Raw genomic sequence first — 18,650 nt, forward strand, 5'->3', positions numbered from 1 at the left:
GAAACGCATTTATCATTAATGGCTTACAGTATAGCAGCCCACCAAGCGCCCCCTAAATCTCCGCGTGTATCCGGCCTTGTTCCACGTGAAACATCGCCACATCTACGCCGAGTGTCGCCCAAGCGGGCAATACTTCCGTTCCTGTCACCAATACCTGCGCGCCGCTGTTGCGCAACACCTCCAGCACGCGCGTCTGGTGCTGGCGATCCAGCTCTGAGCCGAGATCATCCAGCTGCAGAACGGGCCAATGCCCCCACGCATCGGCCAGTTGCGTCGCCTGCCCCAACAGCAACAGTAAGGCCAATTGCTTGGTTTGCCCACGCGAAAGCTGATCAGGCGCGGGCAGGGTCTGTAGTTCAATCCGAATATCCGCCCTATGCGGGCCCTGCGTGGTGTACCCCACGGCAAGATCACGCTCGCGTGATAACAGCAGTGCATCGGCAAGGCTCATCGCTTCGCGCCGCCACCCTGACTGTAAACTCAGCCGAACATCGCCCGCCGAAGGGAGCAATTCGGGGGTGAGCGCACCAATATGTTGCTGAAGCTGGCTTAGGTAGGCCTCGCGCTGCAACGTCAGCCGTTCCCCCGCATCGGCCAGCTCCCATTCCCATGCCGAAAGCTGATTGATCGCATTCGTTTGCCGCAATAGCACATTGCGCTGCTTCAGCGCACGCGCATAGCGCCGCCATTCCCGCATAAAGAGATGTTCCACGTGGAACACCCCCCAATCCAAGAACCGGCGGCGCAATTGGCTACTCCCATCTACAAGTGCGTGACTCCCGGGCTCAAAGCTAACCACCGCGAGCGCCTCGCATAGCTGGCCCAATTGCTGTAGGGGCATACCGTTTAGCCTAGCCTCCCATTGGTTGCCGCTATGCCGTAGTCCGGCACGATGGGCGACACCCGAAGCTTCCCATGTTGCGTTAACCATCAGCGCGGCGGCTTGCGTTTGAACAAGCCCGTCGCGCACACGCCCACGAAAGCTGCGGCCATGCGCGAGTAGATGCGTGGCCTCGAGCAGTGTGGTCTTGCCGCTGCCATTATCACCCACAAAGCTATTAAAACCGGGCGACAAGTTCACTTCAACGTCAGTAAAACGTCGAAATGCTTGCAGGCGAAGGTGCTGGATCCGCATCAGCGCGCATCCACAGGCGTAAAACAACTACGCCCGGAAACTTCCGGGCGCAGATAGTGGTGTTTCACGTGGAACATAGGATTAGAGGCGAAGCGGCATGACAACGTGGCGTGCATGCGTGCTGGTAGCACCGCGTACCAACGCAGAAGAATTCGCGTCGCGTAGCTGCATCACGACGAATTCATCACGCAGCGAAGAAAGCGCCTCAAGCAGGTAGGTGACATTAAAACCAATCGCGAGATTGTCCACAATGGTTTCGGCTTCCACTTCTTCCTGGGCTTCTTCTTGCTCTGGGTTATGCGCGCTGATCTTCAGTAAGTTCGGGGCGACTTCAACACGCACACCGCGATATTTTTCGTTTGAAAGGATCGAGGCACGCTGCAGCGCCGCGCGGAAGGATTCGCGATCGATCTTGACCTCACGATCTGCGCCAATCGGGATCACCGCTTCATAGTCGGGGAATTTGCCGTCGATGAGCTTGCTGGTAAAGGTCACATCATCGCGCTTCACACGGATATGGCCTTTTCCAAGTTCAAGTTCCAATTGACGATCACTGCCTTCTAGAAGGCGCTGCAGTTCTTGCACGCCTTTACGCGGCACGATGATTTGACGTTTGCCGCCTTGCCCATCGTCGAGTGCGGCTTCGCACAGCGCTAAACGGTGGCCATCGGTGGCGACGCAGCGCAGCGTGGTGTCGCGTAAATCAAACAGCAGGCCATTCAAATAATAACGAACGTCTTGCTGCGCCATGGCAAAAGCGGTGCGCTCAAGTAGCTCTTTGAGTGAGCCTTCCGAAACGGCCACGCGTTCACTGGCATCCACATCGTCCAAGGAAGGGAAGTCGTTCGCAGGCAGGGTGGCCAAGCTAAAGCGGCTACGCCCAGCTTGCACGGTAACCTTATCACCCGACTGGCTCAGGGTGATGCGGCTACCGTCGGGAAGGGCGCGCACGATTTCAAAGAGCTTACGTGCGGGAATGGTGGTTTCACCGTCCTGTGCGTCTTCCACAGCAGAACGCGCGACCATTTCAACTTCGAGATCGGTGCCGGTGAGCAGAAGCTGGCCGTCTTGAACGCGAACGAGCAGATTGGCGAGTACCGGAAGCGTGTGCCGACGTTCAACGACATTGACGACTTGGGCCAGTGGTTTAAGTAGAACTTCGCGCTGTAAGGAAAACCGCATGTGAACCCCTCGGAGCTTCTTTGAAGCATGCCCCGTGGCGAGGGAATGCTCCTGCTGTTAGATGGATAAATCTTAAAAGATGGTGGTGTTGGAGTCGAAAAAAACGTTGGATAAGCTATTTAACTATTTGATTATTAAGGTTTATTTCAAATTCAAACATTGTGCGCGAGTGTGCTTTGAAGCTGTTGATAACATGTGCGTGGATTTTGCGGTGCCGCTTTGTCCTTAGGTTGTCCACAGCTTGTGCCGAGCTCATTCACTGAGTTTGCGGATCAGTTTTTCCCAATCTTCGTGCAATTTGGCGTCACTTTCCATTAGCTTTTGAATTTGTCGGCAGGCGTGCAGCACGGTGGTGTGGTCGCGGCCATCAAATGCGGCGCCAATTTCCGGCAAGCTGTGCTCGGTAAGCTCTTTGGATAGCGCCATCGCCATTTGGCGCGGGCGTGCCAGCGAACGGGTGCGCTTTTTCCCTAGCATCTCCTTCAGCAGCAGGCCGTAGTAGTCGGCCACAGCCTTTTGGATATTACTGATACTGATCGCCTGCTGCTGCGCGCGCCACAGATCGCGCAGCGTTTCTTGCGCAAACTCAAGGGTCACCGGGCGGCCTAGCAGCCCCGCCTGTGCGGTGAGCTTGTTGATCGCACCTTCCAGCTCGCGCACATTGCTGCGCATCTTTTTGGCGATGAGCTGGGCCACTTCGTCGGGGATCACAGCGCCGCGTTCGCGTGCTTTGGACAGCACAATCTGCGCGCGCGTTTCAAAATCAGGCGGGTCAATCGCCACCGACAGGCCCCAGCCCAAGCGGGATTTCAGGCGCGGTTCGAGGCCATCCACTTCGCGCGGGTAGCGGTCGCAGGTCATGATGATCTGCTGGCGGCTTTCAAATAACGCGTTGAAGGTGTGGAAGAACTCTTCTTGAGTGCGGTCTTTGCCAGCGAAGAATTGAATATCATCGATCAGCAGCGCGTCGATCTTTTTGAACTGACGTTTGAATTGATCGGTAGTTTTTTCCGTAAGCGCACGGAAAAACGAGTCGTAGAAGGTATTGGAGCGCAAATAGAGCACGCGCGCGGCCGGGTTTAGGCGGCGAATCTCATTGCCCGCCGCATGCATCAAATGGGTTTTGCCAAGCCCGGTGCCACCGTACAGCAACAGCGGGTTATGCCCACGGTCACCGGGTTTTTGCGCCGCAGCGAAAGCGGCCGCACGGGCGAGCTGGTTGCTGCGCCCTTCGACGAAATTTTCGAAGGTGTAGTGGGTATCGACATTGCCATCGAAGGGCTCGGCGTCGCTACTGGCTTCCACCCGCGTCCGAGCGGGGGCGGGAGTTGCGGTTTGCGTGCGGCGCGGCGCACCGATATCGAGGCGCACTTCATGCGGCGGGCCGTAGTGGGCCGCAAGTTCGCGGATGCGCGGTAAAAAGCGCTCGGCCACCTCATCGCGAACGAAGCCGTTGGGGGCATACAGCACCAAGCCTTGTTCAAGCTGCTCGGCTTGTAAAGGTTTGAGCCACGTCAGCACGTCCTCTTGCGGGTATTCGGCTTCAAGGCGTTGCAGACAGTCGTGCCAAAGTTGCATATTCAAGAACGATCCAAAAGAAGGGATGCGGTCGCTGCACGCGCAGGACCGCTGTGGATAAAGTTGGGGATGAGCAGGGTATCACTGCCAGCAAACGCGACCAACCGTTGTCTGCAAAAAGCGGTAGAAAACTTGGCTGAATGGCCAAGTGCGCCCTGTGCTTGCAATTTGCTATTTCGATCCATAGAATGGGCGGTTCCATTGAAATAAAGTAAGCAGGCCTCGCCATGGCGACCAAGCGCACCTACCAGCCCAGCAACCTCAAGCGTAAGCGCGACCACGGTTTCCGCGCCCGCATGGCCACCGCCGACGGTCGTAAGATCTTGGCGCGTCGTCGTGCCAAGGGTCGTCGTCGCCTGACCGTCTGACCTTCGGGTCAGGGTCACGCATCCGGCAGCAATGCCGGGGCACAATGACGTTGCAAACACCATCAAAAACGTCGGCTCCCCGTACGGAAGCTGACGTTTTTGTGCGTCCTGAGATTTTACCAGAGACATTTCCACGCGGTGCAAGGGTGCGCGCGAAAGCCGAGTTTACGGCGGTGTTTGCCTCGGGCAAACGCACCGCAGAACCACGCTTGGCCTTGCACTGGTTAGCCGATGATACGTCGCCGCGGATGGGGCTAGCGGTCTCGCGCAAAGTGGACCCCAATGCTGTGGGGCGCAACCGAATCAAGCGTCAATTGCGCGAGCGCTTTCGTCGGCTGCGGCCTTATTTAAAAGGCGGCAGCTATGTGCTGGTGGCGCGATCCGCGGCGGCGGCATCTGCAAATGTGCAGCTCGCGCAGGCGTTTGAGCAGCTACTGATCCGTGCGGGTGCATTGCCGCGAACGGTTTCCACCGGCACAATGCCGCCCGCCTCTTCTATTTCCACTTCCTGATGCAACTGCGCGTACCGCCCGTTGCCGAGTGTCTTAGCCGATGAATCAGATTCGTACATTTTTGTTGATCGCGTGGGTGTTTGTGGCGTTCCTGCTGTGGCAGGAATGGGGCAAGGAGCACGCGCCTGCCGCCACGCCTGCAGCGGTCGCGACGGCGGCGTCGCAAGCGCCTAACGTGGCGCTACCGCAGGCATCGGCACAGGGGGGCGCTGCAACGGCGCAGCCGCAGGTGGCGGCGGCCGCGCCGCGTGAGAATGTCTTTCTACAAAACGACGTGCTGACGCTGACTCTAGACGGGCGCGATATTACCCACGCCGATTTGCTGACCTACCCGCAGTCGCAGGCCGTGGGCAGCAAGCCCGTGGTACTGCTGAACGCTGATCCGGCGCAGCTATTTGTGGCAGAAGCGGTTTGGCGCGGCCAGAGTGGGCAAGAGCTGGTGCTACAGCCCGAAGGTGCACAGCGCACGTTCGTGATTGAAAATGGCGCGAAGTCGGTGCAGGCAAGCTTTGTCGCGACAACCGCCAGCGGTGTAACGCTGCGCCGTACGTTTACCTTGAATCGTGGCAGCTATGCCGTACAGGTAAAGGATGCGCTGGTGAATAATGGCCAGCAGGCGTGGACGGGCGATATCGAGCGCCGTTTAGAGCGCGTGCCGCCGACCGTCAAGGCGGGGTTCACCAACCCGGAATCGTTTAGCCTGAACGGCGCGGCGTGGTATAGCCAAGAAGACAAGTACAGTAAGCGTAAATATCCGAAGTTCGCCAAAGATGGCCCACTCAATCAGCAGGTCACTGGCGGCTGGGTGGCCCTGTCGCAGCATTACTTTTTAACGGCCTGGGTACCGCAGGCCAACCAAGCAGCACTGTTTTCGCTGGCAGAACGCGGCAACCTGTACAGCATCTCCGCGCGTGGGCCGCAAGTCACGTTGAATGCGGGCCAGCATTTTGATAGCACGGCCACGCTGTGGGTGGGGCCCAAGCTTGCCGATAAGCTTGCCGACACCGCGCCGGGCCTTGGCCTTGCGATGGACTATGGCATTTTCACCGTTCTATCGAAACCCATTCACTGGCTGCTGACCCAACTGCACAAAATCACCCACAACTGGGGCTGGGCGATCGTACTGCTGGTGGTGCTGATCAAGGGCGCGTTGTATCCCTTGTCGGCGGCGCAGTACAAGTCGATGGCCAAGATGCGCAAGTTCCAGCCGCGTATTGCGCAGCTGAAAGAGCGCTACGGTGAAGACAAGCAGAAGTTCCAGATGGCAATGCTGGATCTGTACAAAAAAGAGAAGATCAATCCGGCCGGTGGGTGTCTGCCTGTCTTGATTCAGATGCCGGTGTTCTTGGCGCTGTACTACGTGTTGCTGGAAGCTGTAGAACTGCGCCAAGCGCCGTGGATCATGGGTTGGGTGAATGATCTGACCGCGCAAGACCCTTACTACATCTTGCCGGTGCTCAATGGCGTAGTGATGTGGCTGACCCAGCGGATGTCACCGATGGTTGGCATGGATCCGATGCAGCAGAAGATGATGCAAATTATGCCGCTGGTGATGGCGGTGATGTTTGCCTTCTTCCCCGCCGGGCTTGTGCTGTACTGGGTTACCAATGGTGCGCTGGGTATGGCGCAGCAGTGGTGGAACATGAAGCGCTTTGCTGACGAGCCAGAAAAAGCCTGATATTTAGCTTAAAAGGCTGGCCACGGCCTATCGTGTCCAAGACACGCCGTGAATCCATCCATGTTGCCGAGAGTCTTGGCCCCGATACGCCGCGTCCATCCTACGAGTGTTGCGCTGGCGGAGCGGCAGCACGTTCAAAAGTTTGCGATCATTCCCCCATGACAGCCGCCGATACCATCGTTGCAATCGCCACGGCACCGGGTGAAGGGGGCGTGGGGATTGTGCGGCTGTCGGGCCCACAGGCACTGCATATTGGCCAAACGGTGTGTGCAAAAGCATTGGCCGTTCGCGTGGCGCGTTACGCCAAATTTTTAGATGGCAATGGCGACACGTTAGATGATGGCGTCGCACTATATTTTGCCGCGCCTGCCAGTTTCACTGGCGAAGATGTTGTTGAACTGCAGGCGCATGGCGGCCCTGTGCTGCTGCAAGAGCTCGTGCAGCGCTGCGTTGCACTTGGGGCGCGGCAAGCGCTGCCAGGAGAGTTTAGCCAGCGCGCCTTTCTCAATGGCAAGCTTGATCTTGCCCAGGCCGAAGCGATTGCCGATCTGATTGCTGCCAGTGATGTGCGCGCGGCGCGCGCGGCGCGACGTTCTTTAGACGGTGTTTTTTCGCGCCGCGTCAACGCGGTGATGGAACAAGTGCTGGCCATTCGCGTCCACGTAGAAGCCGCGATTGATTTTGCTGATGAGCCGCTAGAGACCTTGGGCGGCAGCGCACTGCGCAAGCAAATGGATGCGGTGAATGCCGCACTGACGCAGCTACGCCGTGAGGCCGAGCGCGGAAAAAAATTACGCGATGGGCTGCATGTTGTGCTGGTTGGGCCGCCGAATGCGGGAAAGAGTTCGCTGCTCAATGCGCTCGCAGGCAGTGACCGCGCAATCGTGACCGAGATCGCAGGTACCACGCGCGATACGCTGCACGAAACCATTCGCATCGATGGCGTTGAGCTCACCTTGGTGGATACAGCAGGGCTGCGCGAGTCGGTGGATGTGATCGAAGCGGAGGGTATTCGCCGCGCACGCGGTGAGTTAGAGCGCGCGGATTTAGCGCTTGCCGTGGTGGATGCGCGTGCCATTGGTGCGGGGCGCGCGGCCGTAGCCGACGAGCTGGTGGGTGTGCCGGAGGTGCTTTGGCTTTACAACAAGCTAGACCTACTGGAGCACCCTGCGCCGTTTCCCGAAGGTGTGCTGGGCATCTCTGCGCGCACGGGGCAAGGTTTAGAGGCGCTGCATCAACGTCTGCACCAACTTGCAGGCGGCGCAGACCAAGGCGGTGCATTTTCCGCAAGGCAGCGCCATCTTACGGCGTTAGCGTCAGCGTTAGATTGGCTGCAGCAGGCCGATGCAGAAATGCAGCTAGAGCGCTTGGAGTTGGCGGCAGAAGCGCTCGTGCGCGCGCACGACGCGCTAGGTGAAATTGGTGGGCGTGTGGATGCAGATAGTCTACTCGGTCACATTTTTTCAACGTTCTGCATTGGAAAATAAGCAGAAACCCTTGACAATACAAGCAGTTTGCCGCGTTCTATAGCGGCACAATAACAGCTCAGTGTCAGGGGAAAATTGAATGCTAGTAAATAAACAGCGCCTTGGGCTGCTGCCTGTGGCCGTTACACTTGCGGCAACGTGTGTATTGGCTGCCTGCAGCAAACAAGAAGAGACGGCAACCACCGCACCAACCGCGCAGCAGTCGGCTCCTGCACCAACGCCCGAATCGGTCGTCTCCGCGTCGGTCACGTCGATGGGGGTAGACCAATTGCGTGAAGCGGCGAATAAGGCCTATAACGACAACCGCCTGTATGCCCCAGCAGGAAATAACGCGATGGAGTATTTCCTTGCGTTGCGTGATAAGCAGCCGGGTGATGCTGCTGCCTCTAGTGCGCTGAGTGATTTGCTGCCCATGGTGGTATCAGCCGCTGAGCAAAGCATTGAGCGTGATGACTTTGATGAAGCCAAGCGCTTACTTGCACTGATTGGTAAAGCCGATGCGAACCACCCCGCGCTTAACCGCCTGAAGGCCAATGTCGAGGGTAAAGAAAAGCAAGTCGCGCAGCGTGCAGAAGCACAAAAGCTGAGTGCAGAAGAGGAAGCGCAGCGCAAGGTGGAATTAGCCAAGCAGCGTGAGGCCGATCAAAAACGTCTGCAAGAGCAGCAAAAGCAGCAAGCGATGCAGCAAGAAGCGGCGCAACGTGAAACGGCCCTGCGCGAACAGGCTGAGCGTGATGCGGCGCAACGCGCTGCCGCGCAGAAGGAGGCGGCCGATCGTGAAGCTGCACAACGCGCCGCAGCCGCGCGCGCCACACAGCAAGCGGCGGCCCGCCCTGCGGCCTCAAACAACGAGCTTCGTGTGGTTTCAACCGTCTCACCACGCTTCCCACCGCAGGCGCAACGTGCTGGAGCAAGAGGTACGGTGCAGGTGGAATTTACCGTGGGTACTGATGGTTCTGTTGTCAGCGCTCGGGTTGTTTCAAGTGATGCACCGCGTCAGTTCCAGCGTGACTTTGAACGTGAAGCGCTGGCAGCCGCGAAACGCTGGCGCTTCCAGCCGATTGAGCGCAGCACTACCACGCGCCGAACGATTTCGTTCGAGTAAGCGAACGCAAGAAGCAGATGTGCAAAGAGCCCGGTGGATGCCGGGCTCTTTGCGTTGTGCGATGTGATGCTTGATTAGGCTGAAATGGCGAGCTTCTCTTGCTTATAGCGCCACACCGCCACAGCCCACAGCACCGCCGCGAGCGTCAGTGAGCTGGCCAAGTACATGGCCCATTGTTCAATGGAAGCCGCTTCACCACGTGTCACTTTTTGGATGAGCTGGTTTTGTGAAAGAAACGGCACGGCGTACTGCCAAAGCGCAGTGTCTTTCAGTGGATAAGCCATCAGTCCATAGGCGGGCAGCATGGGCAGCATCATCAGCCACATGATATGGCTCTGTGCTTCTTTCATGCTCTTGGCGCCAGCGGCAAGCGCAGTAATCAGCGCGGTGCCAATGATGACCAGCGGCAATAAAGTCAGCAACAGCTTACCCATCGCCATGAAGCTGACGTCCATCTGCTTGGCCATACCGCTTGCCAAGGTGGCGGAAACCTTGAAGGACACCAAGATTAGAAGCATCGACAGCAAGCCCAGTGCAACTGCGGCGAGCATCTTTCCGCCAACCAGCGCGGAGCGGGAAGCGGGCGTTGCCAGCAGCGGCTCCAGCGATTGACGCTCGCGCTCACCGGCGGTGGTGTCCATGGCTAAATGTGCACCGCCAATAAAGGCGAAGATGGTCAAGATCATCGGCAATAGAATGCTCATGAATTGACTGTTCTTGGCCTCGGGTGTGGCCATATCGCGGGTGCCTACGCTAAGCGGTGCGGCGATGCCCGGGTTGATGCCGCGAATCAGCAGGCGCATAGAGCCCACGCTGCCGCCATAACCTTCCAGTATCTTGCTGACCCGTGCCACTTTGACATCACCATTGCGCCGTGTGGTGTCGGTGATGATGTCGATCTTCGCCGGTTTGCCTGCATGCCAGTTCTTGGCGAACTCGGGATCGAGTGCTAACGCGAGGTCTTCTTGTTGGGCGCGCACACGCGCTTCGATATCAGTGGGTGCGGGGTGCGTGTCGATGCCATAGCTTGCGAGGAACTTCATCAAATTGGGCGCTTGTTCGATGCCGACCACCGGGATATCGAGGTTTTTATCAAGCTGCGTTTCTGCGCGCATTTGGGTGAGCTTGCCGATACCGAGGAACATCAATGGATACAGCAGCGGTGCAACCAAGAGGCTCAAAAAGAAGGTGCGGCGATCACGATAAAAATCGCGCCACTCTTTGCGCATGACGGTGAATAGACTGGAGAAGAAATGATTCTGGCTCATGCGTGCAGGCCCTCTTCACTGCCGATCAATTTGACAAAGGCGTCTTCCAAGTTGTCCTCTCCTGCCAGTGCGCGTAATTCATCCGGTGTGCCCTGTGCGGTGACTTTGCCTTGCGCAATGATCACGATGCGGTCACACAGCGCGGCGACTTCTTGCATGATGTGGCTGGAGAAAATCACGCAGTGGCCTTCGGCACGCAGGTCCTTCAAAAAGTGACGTAAACCGCGCGTAGTCATCACGTCGAGGCCGTTGGTGGGTTCGTCGAGAATTACGTTTTTAGGGTCATGGATCAGTGCGCGAGCGATTGCGGTTTTGGTGCGTTGACCTTGGCTGAAGCCCTCGGTAGCACGGTCTAAAAAATCTTCCATTTGCAGCGCGGCGGCAAGTTTGGCGGTGCGCTCGGCGATGGCTGCAGGAGACATGCCGTGCAGTTCGGCAAAGTAGTCGATATTTTCGCGTGCGGTCAGGCGCTTATACACGCCGCGCGCATCGGGTAAGACGCCAAGGCTGCGGCGCACGCGTTCTGGGTCATGCGCAACGTCAGTGCCATCCACCAAGACACGCCCTGTTTCTGGTGTCATCAGGGTGTACAGCATACGCAGTGTGGTGGTTTTACCCGCGCCGTTGGGGCCCAGTAAACCGGTAATCTCGCCGTCGTGCGCGGTAAAGCCCACGTCATCAACGGCGATCACACGCTGCTTGTCCTTACCTTTGCCGGGAAAGGTTTTGCGAAGATGTTCTGCAACAATCATGTCATCAATCCTTGTGCGTGCGGCTCACGGCTCAGCGCCGTTGAAGCTGGTGAACGGGGCGGCATAGCTCAATGCATTAAGGCAAGTGCCATCCAATGATTTTGCATCGGCCTTTTCAATGAACTGTGTGAATAGCTTGGGCATGCAGCCTGCACCAATCACGTTATGTCCTTGGCCTTTGAGTACGAAGAGGCGGCCATTAGGAAGCGATTTCACAACCTCTTCGCCGTAGCGCGGCGGTGTAACGGGGTCGAATTCGCCTTCGAGAATGAGTGCAGGAACGTTCGTGGCGAGTGGTTGGTTGAAATCTTTGGGAAGCATTCCCTTCGGCCAAAGTTTGCACATGGTGGCCATGGAAGATGTCATGTCATTGCCTAGCACCGTGGCCTGATCTTCTACACGGGCCACCATGCTGCCAGCATCTTCACTGCAGACAACCGACATCTGCATCCCCATGGCCATGGCTTCTTTTATGTCGCCATAGAGCATCTGCACCAGTGCCATCAGGTTTTCATAGCGCCCGGCGTTGGCTTCGTGGATCAGCTTGGGCAGCAGCGCGCTGGCCAGTGGCATATAGGCATACATACGCACAAGGCCAGCCACAGACTCAGCATGCAGTACGCCCTGCTTGAGCTCGCCGCTGCTGGCGTCGCGATAACTGACCGTCACGGGCGCTGCGCGCAGCTTGGTGAGGAGGGTATCGAGTTCGGCGCGTGGGTCGCCCAACTTACTCTTGCACGCTGGGTCTTTGCTGCAGAGGCCAAATTGCAGGGTAAGCGCATCGTCTAAATTACGCGCAAAGATATTGCCAAGCCCAAGGGTGTTGGGAACAACGGAATCCAGCACGATGCTGCGCGTTGCGGCGGGATAATGCATGGCGTATTGCTGCGCCACGCGCGTACCGTAGCTGACGCCCACTAGGTTGATTTGATTAGCACCGATGGCTTGGCGCACAGCGTCCAGATCGGCGGTGGCATCGGTGGTGGTGTAGTGGCGCAAGTCGGCGTGTTTGGAGAGTTGGTCGATGCACGCCTGTGTTTGTGCCTGAATTTCTTCAGTGCTGGGCTTGGCGGCGGTGTCGTTGGCATCATCGGCCAAGGTGCAAGACAGCAGGTTGGACTTACCGGTGCCGCGCTGATCCACCAGAATGACATCGCGCTGCTTGCGCACTTCCTTGAACACAGGATCGAGTGCGGGGAAGGTGTCTACCGCGGATTGGCCGGGGCCACCCGCAAGGAAAAACACAGGGTCGGGTAGCGCGCTGCCGTGGTCGCTAGCCTGCAGCCAGGCAAGATTGAGCTTAATCTTGCGCCCATTGGGCTGACTGCGATCTTCTGGTACTTCGAAGCTGCCACACATCGCTTCAAGGCTATCGCGGCGCATCAATGAGCTGAGATTGCAAGGCATGAATGCGATCTGCCCCAGCATTACGGGTTGAATGGCTGCGACGGCAGAAGCGGGTTTTGTGATCGTGTCTTTAGCATCCGTACCGGTGTTCTGCTGCGTGAAACGGTAGCCAAAAAAAGCAGCTACTACGGTCAGAGAGAGCAGTATTCGGGTTTTGCGTGACGACATCAGCGCAACTCCTGTTGAGGTGAAAGAAAATGGATGAAGTTAGTCTTCATCCGGCAGAAAAATATCTTCGATACGGCAGGTAAATAACCGAGCGATGCGAAAGGCGAGTGGCAGCGACGGGTCGTATTTTCCGGTTTCCAAGGCATTGATGGTTTGTCGTGAGACGTCCAACTGCACCGCAAGTTCGCCTTGCGACCAGCCTTGTTGTTCCCGCAGCTCGCGCAAGCGATTGTTCACCAGTGCGGCCTCACAAATAACGCCGGGTGAAGATGTACTTCGCGCCGCCGTAGCACAGCATCAGTAATGGGAACACCCAGATCATTGCAGCGGCGGCATCAAAGTGCAGCACCTTGGCTTTTTCCAATAAACCACCGGCGAAATACAGTACGGACACCAGTAAGCTGGCTGCGCCGATGGCTTCGGTTTCGATACGGCGTTGCAGCTCGTCGATCTCGCGCAAATAGCGCAAACCCGCCCGCATCAGCAACACGATGGCCAGTGCCGGTAGCACGGCAATCACCGCACGCAGGGGCACCGATGCGATGCCGCGCTTGATCACCCAGATCGACCCGAACAACGTCAAGGAATAGAACACCATGATCGGCAACAGCGCCCGGATATAGCGCTTGCCAGCCGGTTGCGCGTACATCTCATCGCAGTGCTGACGCCACCAGCGTGGCACCAGTAGAAACATCAGTGATCCAGCCAGATAACCACAGCCAATCCCCAGCCAGGTGTGCACGGCGTCGTTGGGCCAATGCAGCAACCATTGCCCTGCACCGGCCAGCGCCAAACAACCCAGACCAATCAGCACAAACCCCCACATCCAGCGGTGTAGGGTCATGGCGCATCGCCTTTGCGTGATTTGAGTAAGAACGCCACCCCGATACTGAAGAACGTGATACCCGAGGCTTTCCATTGCTGTGTTGATTTCATTGCGGTGCCTTGTCAAGGGTGCTTGACAAGAGCATGCAGTGGTTTGGGTGCCGTGTCAAGCAGGCTTGACATGTAAGGTTGTCAGGCCGCGCAAATACTTGACACACGCGAGGGTGGCTCAATAGAGTTACTGTTCTACGTCACTAAGTGTCAAGTTGCGTCATTTAACCTAAAAATCAGGTGGGGTCATTACAGCAATGGAAGCAATCGGTTCGGGTGCCAGAAAACGGCGGCAACCTGCACAAATGGAGGGGTTCTCGTGAAGAAGATACAAGCAACCGGGGGCGTCGCCACATCATCGGGCAGGGCATGACCGAGTACGTCTCGCTAGCGACAGGCAGCTCGTACTAGTAGCGAGACCAAGCGGCATTGAAAGCAGCTTATCCCCTATTCAAGAGCCGGATGCAGGCCAACTTGCTTGGTTTCAATACATCCTGCGCGAAACATGCTGCCGCCTGCGCGTTGATTAAGACAGACCTGCCTCAGCAGAACGCAACACCGATAGCACCAGAAGCATTCACCCAGTAGTGCGTTTAGTCGCAGACGAACCACTGCCAACCCGTGGACCAAGCGGCGCAGCGGCAGCGCGCTAGCACCATGATGTTGGGTAAAAGACGAGCAATTGCAAATTTCTATCTCACTTCAGAGCAGGATGTTAACGATGAACTACGCAACCGGTATTTTTTTTAGCATGTGCATTGCCGCATCCTTAGTGGCGTGCAAGGAAAAAACCGATTTGGCCAATATGGCCAACCAAGCCGCAGAGCTTGCACAAACAGTAGCCAAGAAATCAGAGCAGGTGCAGCAGGCACAGCCTGCGACGCACGAATTTGATATCAACCAAGTCCCGCTCAGTCATGTGGCGCTGGGCGATTTTCCCTACATCAGTCTTCCATCGGGCTACATGAGCAACGGCGAACCCGAAACCAAGCGGTTCGCGCGCTTCCCCTTCTGGGTGAAGGGTCAGGCGCATTGGGTGGAAGGGCGGTTCTATCTGGTCAATGTGTATCCTGAAAACGAGGGTGAGTACAGCCCGTATGAAGTGCGCAAAAACCTAGAGGCCCAAGTCGAGCAGATGGGTGGGGTGAAGGTTTCGGAAGAGCAAATTCCCTACGACACCGTCAAGAGCTGGGGTGATGAAATCACGATGGGATTCATCAAGGGGCTGGGGGACGTCTACAGCACAAGCGTGATGGCCAATGTTTATCTGGTGCGCCGCGACGACGGCAACATCTGGATCCATTTTGCCCAGGGCACGACGCAGGGCGGCATCATCGTCGGCCAAGAAAAAGCCTTCCAGCAGACCGCACAGCTGTTGCCAGCGAGTGAAATGAAGAAACAATTGGACAGCGCTGGCAAGGTGGCCTTGCAGGTGAAGTTCGCTACCGACAAGACCGACATCCTGCCGGATTCGCAGCCACAGATTGAACAAGTGATGCAATTGCTGAAGGACGATCCGTCGCTAAAGCTAGCGATCAACGGCCATACCGACAATAGCGGTGAAGCGGCACACAACCAGACCTTGTCGGAAGGCCGCGCCGCCGCGGTGGTGGCAGCACTTGCCACCAAAGGGGTTGCCTCGACGCGTCTAGCCGCGCACGGTTACGGCGACAGCCAGCCGGTGGCAGACAATGCCACGCCAGAAGGCAAAGCCAAGAACCGTAGGGTGGAGTTGGTGAAGCAGTGATGTACGTAATGCGGTGGTGTGTGGGTTTGGTATTGCTTGCGGTGGCCAGCTTGTTATCGGCATGCGTTGGACTTCCAGCGCAACCAAACACGGTGGCAGTGGAGCCCGGGCAAGGCCAATTTGCGTCGGCAACGGCCGCCGCTGTCGCAGCGATGCATGCACAAGGTGTTGAATTACATTTGACGCCGTTGCCGGCATCGGCATGGGCGGTGTTGGAAGCAAGCCCGGCGATTCCGGTTGGCGTAACGTCGGGCCAGCCAGCAAATGTTTACGTGATCTTCGACGCCAAGTGTCCGTTTTGCGCGGACTTGTATTGGCGGCTGCAAAGCGAAGACTTCCGCGGCGTGGGTGTGCGCTGGGCGCCGGTGGCGTTTATGAAACAAGATAGCGCCGCTATCGCCAATGTTCTGTTGGCCGCAAACAACCCAAGCAAGGCGCTGGATGATTATTTCCGCACGAATGACCTTGGTAGCAATAAGGGCTTTGCATTGCCATCTGTCGCTATGCAGGCGAAACGCGATCAAGACGCTGCCGAGTTGCTGCGGCACTTGGGTGAATGGGGCGGCTATGCCCCGATGATCATCATTCGCACGCCGGTCGCAGAAGTGCTGCAAGTACATCACGACAAGGGCGAGGCACTGCGCCTGGCGCTTGGCTTGGCGGCAGCGCAATAGGTGCTGCCAAGCCAAGCGCAACCCTTACTTGTTGCTGACGTACTTCTCGCGCCGAATCATTGGAATGGGCAACCCGATTTCCTTGAGTGCTTCAAACGTAGCATCGACCATATCGGGGTTGCCGCAAAGATAGGCGATGTCGGTGGAGGGATCGGGCGTAAGCTCGGTGAGTACGTTTTGCACATAACCGTGGCGCACGTCGGTATGCGCGTGCAGAGAGCCCTCCACAGGCAGTTCGCGCGACAGACAGGGCATATAGCGGAAATTAGGATGGGTTTCGGCAAACGCGCGGAACTCATCACCATAGAGCAGTTCGTTGGGGGTGCGTGCGCCCTGCAGCAGGACGACTTCCACTCCACGTTGCTCCATTTGCTGTTCTAGCTGCGGCAGCATGGCGCGGTACGGGGTCACGCCGGTGCCGGTGCCGATCAGCAGATAGCGGCGGTTGGCGTCGTTAGGGAACAAGCAAAATCGTCCAAACGGCCCGCTGGCATTGACGCAGGCACCAAGCTCCAAGGCTTCGAACAAGGCGGTTGCAGCGCCACCCGGGACATAACTCACCGCGATCTCCACCCGCCCATCGGGGGCGGCATCGAGCGCGCGACCTACGGCAATGGAGTAACTGCGCCGCGCATCGCTGCCATCGGCCAGTTGGAAGTGAATTTGAATAAACTGCCCCGGAATGCAGGCCAAGGGCTGGCCGTCATCGCGGGTAAAGGCAAGATGCGCCACGGTAGGGGCGATCATGCGGCGGGACACGAGTTTTAGCGGAAAATGGGGAATCGCCACGGTTTTAGCAACACTGTGTGGCGGGAGTAATGCCACGGGGCTGCCTATACTACCGGCTTCCTGCGCAAAGCACTGTGCACAAGGACAATAATGACATCTTCAACAGAAACGCCAGCGCTGCGGATACGCGAGCTGCGTAAAACCTACGAGAACCGTGTTGAGGCACTCAAAAACGTGAGCCTTGATGTGATGCCGGGGGATTTTTTCGCCCTGCTCGGCCCAAACGGCGCGGGTAAAAGCACGATGATCGGCATCATCAGCTCGCTGGTGAATAAAAGTGCAGGCAGCGTGGAGGTGTTTGGTGAAAACATCGATACCAGACGCAATGCCGCCATGCGTCTGATTGGCCTAGTGCCGCAGGAATTCAACTTCAATATGTTCGAAAAGCCGCTGGATATCTGCGTGAATTACGCCGGCTTTTATGGCATGCCCCGCGCGAAGGCGTTGCAGCGTGCAGAAGTGGTACTGAAAGGTGCGCATCTGTGGGAAAAAGCGCAGGTGGTGAGCCGCACGTTGTCGGGTGGCATGAAGCGGCGCTTGATGATTGCCCGCGCCATGATGACCGCACCGCGACTATTGATTTTGGATGAGCCAACGGCAGGTGTGGATATCGAAATTCGCCGCGGCATGTGGAAGACCTTGGAAGAGATCAATGCCGAAGGCACCACCATTATTTTGACGACGCATTATCTAGAAGAAGCCGAGAGTCTGTGCCGCAACGTGGCGATCATCGATCACGGGCAAATTGTTGAACAGGGGCCGATGCGTGCGCTGCTGGCCAAGCTCGATGTGGAAGGGTTTGTGATGGATGTAGAAGCGCCATTACCTGCTCCGCTTCCAATGATTGAAGGAACAGTTCTTGTGGCACGCGATGCAATGACGCTGGAGTTGGACATGCCGCGTGAAATGGATTTGAACCGTGTGTTTGCCGCGCTGGATGCGGCAGGCATTCGTGTGCGCTCCATGCGCACCAAGAGCAACCGTTTAGAAGAACTCTTTGTGCGGATGACCGCAAAGGACGCCGCGTGAGTACGCATGTGAATTTGATTGCGTTAGGCACCATTGCACGACGCGAGATCAGCCGCATTTTGCGCATCTGGACTCAGACCCTGATTCCACCCGCCATCACCATGACCTTGTATTTCTTGATCTTCGGTGGCTTGATCGGTTCGCGCGTGGGCGCGATGGACGGGATCGACTACATGCAGTTCATCGTGCCGGGCTTGGTGATGATGAGTGTGATTCAAAACAGCTACGGCAATGTGTCGTCGTCGTTTTTCAGTTCAAAATTTGGCCGCTATGTGGAAGAGCTGCTGGTCAGTCCGATGCCACAGTGGGTCATCCTTACTGGCTATGTGGCCGGTGGCGTGCTGCGCGGTTTAATGGTGGGTGCGATCGTGCTGGTCATCGCGCTGCTGTTTACCACGGTGCATGTGCCCCACCCGCTGGTCACCCTGAGCGCGGTACTGCTGGGTGCGGTGATCTTTTCGCTGGCAGGGTTTATCAACGCGGTGTTTGCGAAAAAATTTGATGACGTCGCCATCGTACCCACCTTCATCCTCACTCCGCTGACGTATTTAGGCGGCGTGTTTTATTCCATCAGCTTGCTACCAGATTGGGCGCAGGCGGCCACCTACGCCAACCCCATTTTTTATATGGTCAATGCGTTCCGCTACGGTCTGCTTGGGCAGAGCGACGTACCGCTATGGGTGGCCTACGCACTGATGCTGGGCTTCGTACTGGTGCTTGCAAGCATTGCACTGTGGCTAATGAAACGCGGTGTTGGGTTGCGCAGCTAAAGAAGAGTAGTGATGAAAAAGGAACTTTCTCGCAGGCGGGCGACTCGCGCTCCACAACGCACGGCTTGGTGAAGAGTGGCGCAGCAAGCGGCTGGCGGAGTTGCGCAAGCATGGATCTGATGCGA

At 57.3% G+C, this 18,650-nt stretch carries 18 protein-coding genes; 9 read left to right on the forward strand and 9 right to left on the reverse strand.

Annotation, left to right across the window (positions count from 1 at the left end):
* Nucleotides 1–52: 52 nt before the first annotated feature.
* The 3 genes from recF to dnaA all read right to left on the reverse strand — a co-directional run bounded on the left by recF (nucleotide 53) and on the right by dnaA (nucleotide 3,895).
* The gene (recF, locus tag KUL77_RS02630; RefSeq protein WP_297143236.1) at nucleotides 53–1,135 is read right to left on the reverse strand and encodes a DNA replication/repair protein RecF; all 1,083 of its coding nucleotides are present in this window, start codon (nucleotides 1,133–1,135) and stop codon (nucleotides 53–55) included.
* An 81-nt stretch (nucleotides 1,136–1,216) separates the two neighbouring features.
* Nucleotides 1,217–2,317, reverse strand: a complete 1,101-nt coding sequence (dnaN, locus tag KUL77_RS02635; protein WP_297143239.1) for a DNA polymerase III subunit beta — start codon at nucleotides 2,315–2,317, stop codon at nucleotides 1,217–1,219.
* A gap of 252 nt (nucleotides 2,318–2,569) precedes the next feature.
* A complete protein-coding gene (dnaA, locus tag KUL77_RS02640; protein WP_297143331.1) occupies nucleotides 2,570–3,895 on the reverse strand; it encodes a chromosomal replication initiator protein DnaA in 1,326 nt (441 codons plus the stop codon).
* Between the two features lie 227 nt (nucleotides 3,896–4,122).
* On the opposite strand from dnaA, the gene rpmH reads away from it, so the two are divergent.
* From rpmH to KUL77_RS02665, 5 genes are all read left to right on the forward strand, one after another.
* Nucleotides 4,123–4,263, forward strand: coding sequence for a 50S ribosomal protein L34 (gene rpmH / locus KUL77_RS02645; RefSeq protein ID WP_187553495.1), 141 nt, complete (start codon nucleotides 4,123–4,125; stop codon nucleotides 4,261–4,263).
* 101 nt (nucleotides 4,264–4,364) lie between these two features.
* Complete coding sequence (gene rnpA, locus KUL77_RS02650; RefSeq protein WP_297143249.1) at nucleotides 4,365–4,775, forward strand: ribonuclease P protein component; 411 nt, start codon at nucleotides 4,365–4,367, stop codon at nucleotides 4,773–4,775.
* Nucleotides 4,776–4,815: 40 nt separating this feature from the next.
* Nucleotides 4,816–6,453 (forward strand): membrane protein insertase YidC, encoded by a 1,638-nt coding sequence (gene yidC / locus KUL77_RS02655; RefSeq protein WP_297143252.1) that lies wholly within the window; start codon nucleotides 4,816–4,818, stop codon nucleotides 6,451–6,453.
* 158 nt (nucleotides 6,454–6,611) lie between these two features.
* Nucleotides 6,612–7,940, forward strand: coding sequence for a tRNA uridine-5-carboxymethylaminomethyl(34) synthesis GTPase MnmE (gene mnmE / locus KUL77_RS02660; protein WP_297143254.1), 1,329 nt, complete (start codon nucleotides 6,612–6,614; stop codon nucleotides 7,938–7,940).
* A 79-nt stretch (nucleotides 7,941–8,019) separates the two neighbouring features.
* On the forward strand, nucleotides 8,020–9,045 hold the full coding sequence (locus tag KUL77_RS02665; protein ID WP_297143256.1) for a TonB family protein: 1,026 nt from the start codon (nucleotides 8,020–8,022) through the stop codon (nucleotides 9,043–9,045).
* 74 nt (nucleotides 9,046–9,119) lie between these two features.
* Here the strand turns inward: KUL77_RS02665 and KUL77_RS02670 are convergent, their stop codons facing one another.
* Genes KUL77_RS02670 through KUL77_RS02690 form a run of 5 tightly spaced genes read right to left on the reverse strand, consistent with a single transcriptional unit; the run spans nucleotide 9,120 to nucleotide 13,484 of the window.
* On the reverse strand, nucleotides 9,120–10,313 hold the full coding sequence (locus KUL77_RS02670; protein ID WP_297143259.1) for an ABC transporter permease: 1,194 nt from the start codon (nucleotides 10,311–10,313) through the stop codon (nucleotides 9,120–9,122).
* Entirely contained in the window at nucleotides 10,310–11,065 is a 756-nt protein-coding gene (locus KUL77_RS02675; RefSeq protein WP_297143262.1) for an ATP-binding cassette domain-containing protein, read from the reverse strand. The genes KUL77_RS02670 and KUL77_RS02675 overlap by 4 nt, the downstream gene beginning before the upstream one ends.
* Before the next feature lie 24 nt (nucleotides 11,066–11,089).
* Nucleotides 11,090–12,640, reverse strand: a complete 1,551-nt coding sequence (locus KUL77_RS02680; RefSeq protein WP_297143265.1) for an alpha/beta hydrolase — start codon at nucleotides 12,638–12,640, stop codon at nucleotides 11,090–11,092.
* Between the two features lie 39 nt (nucleotides 12,641–12,679).
* Nucleotides 12,680–12,877 (reverse strand): helix-turn-helix transcriptional regulator, encoded by a 198-nt coding sequence (locus KUL77_RS02685; RefSeq protein ID WP_297143267.1) that lies wholly within the window; start codon nucleotides 12,875–12,877, stop codon nucleotides 12,680–12,682.
* Between the two features lie 10 nt (nucleotides 12,878–12,887).
* On the reverse strand, nucleotides 12,888–13,484 hold the full coding sequence (locus KUL77_RS02690; RefSeq protein WP_297143270.1) for a hypothetical protein: 597 nt from the start codon (nucleotides 13,482–13,484) through the stop codon (nucleotides 12,888–12,890).
* Between the two features lie 753 nt (nucleotides 13,485–14,237).
* Here KUL77_RS02690 and KUL77_RS02695 point away from each other — a divergent pair.
* Nucleotides 14,238–15,263 carry an OmpA family protein gene (locus KUL77_RS02695; RefSeq protein ID WP_297143273.1) on the forward strand — a complete coding sequence of 342 codons (1,026 nt, stop codon included), beginning with the start codon at nucleotides 14,238–14,240 and terminating at the stop codon, nucleotides 15,261–15,263.
* A gap of 92 nt (nucleotides 15,264–15,355) precedes the next feature.
* Entirely contained in the window at nucleotides 15,356–15,937 is a 582-nt protein-coding gene (locus tag KUL77_RS02700; protein WP_297143276.1) for a hypothetical protein, read from the forward strand.
* Between the two features lie 24 nt (nucleotides 15,938–15,961).
* Here KUL77_RS02700 and KUL77_RS02705 read toward each other — a convergent pair whose 3' ends face one another.
* On the reverse strand, nucleotides 15,962–16,774 hold the full coding sequence (locus KUL77_RS02705; protein ID WP_297143334.1) for an FAD-binding oxidoreductase: 813 nt from the start codon (nucleotides 16,772–16,774) through the stop codon (nucleotides 15,962–15,964).
* 42 nt (nucleotides 16,775–16,816) lie between these two features.
* On the opposite strand from KUL77_RS02705, the gene KUL77_RS02710 reads away from it, so the two are divergent.
* Together KUL77_RS02710 and KUL77_RS02715 are read left to right on the forward strand one after the other, a co-directional pair.
* Nucleotides 16,817–17,755 carry an ABC transporter ATP-binding protein gene (locus KUL77_RS02710; protein ID WP_297143278.1) on the forward strand — a complete coding sequence of 313 codons (939 nt, stop codon included), beginning with the start codon at nucleotides 16,817–16,819 and terminating at the stop codon, nucleotides 17,753–17,755.
* A complete protein-coding gene (locus tag KUL77_RS02715; RefSeq protein WP_297143280.1) occupies nucleotides 17,752–18,525 on the forward strand; it encodes an ABC transporter permease in 774 nt (257 codons plus the stop codon). Before KUL77_RS02710 ends, KUL77_RS02715 begins: the two co-directional genes overlap by 4 nt.
* Nucleotides 18,526–18,650 lie beyond the last annotated feature (125 nt).

The sequence above is a fragment of the Thermomonas sp. genome, assembly GCF_019104945.1.
Lineage (GTDB): Bacteria > Pseudomonadota > Gammaproteobacteria > Xanthomonadales > Xanthomonadaceae > Thermomonas.